Here is a 1798-nt window from a genome sequence, read left to right on the forward strand (position 1 = left end):
CCGCCGACCGTGCACCCGGCGCCGTCGCGCAGGAGCGCGTCACCGTCTGCACCGCGCTGGCCTGCTCGGACGTCGAGCTGGATCTCTAGTCGGCCGTCACCACTTCCCGCGCGTGTACTGCGGCGGGTACGGGGCCCGCCGCCAGTCCAGGCCGAGTTCGGCAGCCGCGCGCTGTGGCCAGGCGGGCTCGCGCAGTGCGGCGCGCCCGAGGAACACCACGTCAGCGCGCTCGTCGACCAGCAGCTGTTCGGCGTACTCCGGGTCACTGATGAGCCCCACGGCGCCCGCCAGGACTGCACCCGACGCGCGCACCTCCTCGGTCAGCGGCACCTGGTAGCCCTGCTCCAGTTCGACCGGCGGCCGGTCGGGGGTGTTGGCGGCCGAGGAGACGTCCACCAGGTCGACCCCGTGCTCGGCGAGCCGGCCCGCCAACCAGCGCGAATCCTCCGGGGTCCAGCCGCCGGGCACCCAATCCGTGGCCGAGATCCGGACGAACAGTGGCTTACCTTCCGGCCACACCTGCCGCACCGCGTCGCAGATCTCCAGCAGCAGCCGGGCCCGGTTGTCGCGCGAACCGCCGTAGGAGTCGTCCCGCTCGTTGGACAGCGGCGAGAGAAACTCGTGGATGAGGTACCCGTGGGCGGCGTGGATCTCCACGACGTCGAACCCGGCGTGGTCGGCGCGGCGGGCGGCGTCAGCGAACGCGGTCACCACCGCGCGGATCCCGTCGACGTCCAGCGCCTCCGGTGTGGTCATGTCACCGAACCCGATCGCCGAGGGCGCGACCGTCGTCCACGCACCCTCCTCGGGCGGAAGTGAGCCGACCGGGTATCCGGGCCACGCCCGGTACGCCGACGCCTTCCGCCCGGCGTGCGCCAGTTGGATGCCGATCGCCGCCCCCTGGGAGTGCACGAAGTCCACGATGGGCGCCCACGCATCGCGCTGCGTGTCGTTCCACAGCCCGGCGTCCTCGGGACTGATCCGCCCCTCCGGCACCACCGCCGAGGCCTCCGCGAGGATCAGGCCGAACCCGCCCTGCGCCCGCGCGCCCAGGTGCACGAGATGCCACGGCGTGGGCACCCCGTCACGGTCCTCGCACGAGTACTGGCACATCGGCGAGAGCCACACCCGGTTCCGGATCTCGAGGTCGCGGATACGGATCGGTTCGAAGAGCATCGCCATGTCGGCGATTAAACCCGCATCCCGTGACGCCCCGCCTCGCCGCACCCCCGGAGCCCGCCGCACCCGGCCGACTACCGTGAACGGCATGACTGACGCGCCGACCGGACAGGGCTCATCACCCGAGCCGCAGCTCACCCACCTCGACGCCGAGGGCCGCGTGCGCATGGTCGACGTCGGCGACAAGGCCGTCACCACCCGGACCGCCACGGCCGAGGGGGTCTTCCGCACGCGCCCCGACGTCGTGACCATGGTCGCAGGAGACTCGCTGGGCAAAGCCGACGTCCTGGCCACCGCCCGCCTGGCCGGGATCGGCGCGGCCAAGAAGACCTCCGAGCTCATCCCGCTGTGCCACCAGATCCCGCTGAACTCGGTCAAGGTGCACTTCGACCTCGACGACGAGGCCGGCGAGATCCACGTGAAGGCCACCGCCAAGACGACGGGCAGGACGGGTGTCGAGATGGAAGCCCTGACCGCCGTCTCCGTGGCCGGGCTGACGCTGCACGACATGGTCAAGGCCGTCGACCCGCTCGCCACCATGGACGGGGTCCGCCTCGCCGCCAAGACGGGCGGCAAACGCGGTGACTGGACGCGAGAATCCGAGGAGGCGACCGGGAAC

General features: G+C 72.0%; 2 protein-coding genes. One reads left to right on the forward strand and one right to left on the reverse strand.

Annotated features, from left to right (window positions below):
- Window positions 1-96: 96 nt before the first annotated feature.
- Window positions 97-1182: an NADH:flavin oxidoreductase/NADH oxidase gene (locus G6023_RS01935; RefSeq protein ID WP_069388761.1), complete on the reverse strand. Its 1086-nt coding sequence runs from the start codon at window positions 1180-1182 to the stop codon at window positions 97-99.
- Window positions 1183-1267: 85 nt separating this feature from the next.
- On the opposite strand from G6023_RS01935, the gene moaC reads away from it, so the two are divergent.
- A partial coding sequence (gene moaC, locus G6023_RS01940; RefSeq protein ID WP_182633939.1) for a cyclic pyranopterin monophosphate synthase MoaC occupies window positions 1268-1798 on the forward strand: 531 nt, incomplete at its 3' end.

Source organism: Dietzia sp. DQ11-71, from assembly GCF_014144995.1.
GTDB classification, from domain to species: domain Bacteria; phylum Actinomycetota; class Actinomycetes; order Mycobacteriales; family Mycobacteriaceae; genus Dietzia; species Dietzia kunjamensis.

Excerpts from the sequence above, each read along its gene's own strand:
- G6023_RS01935 (WP_069388761.1), bottom strand. The coding sequence starts at position 1,182 with ATGGCGATGCTCTTCGAACCGATCCGTATCCGCGACCTCGAGATCCGG.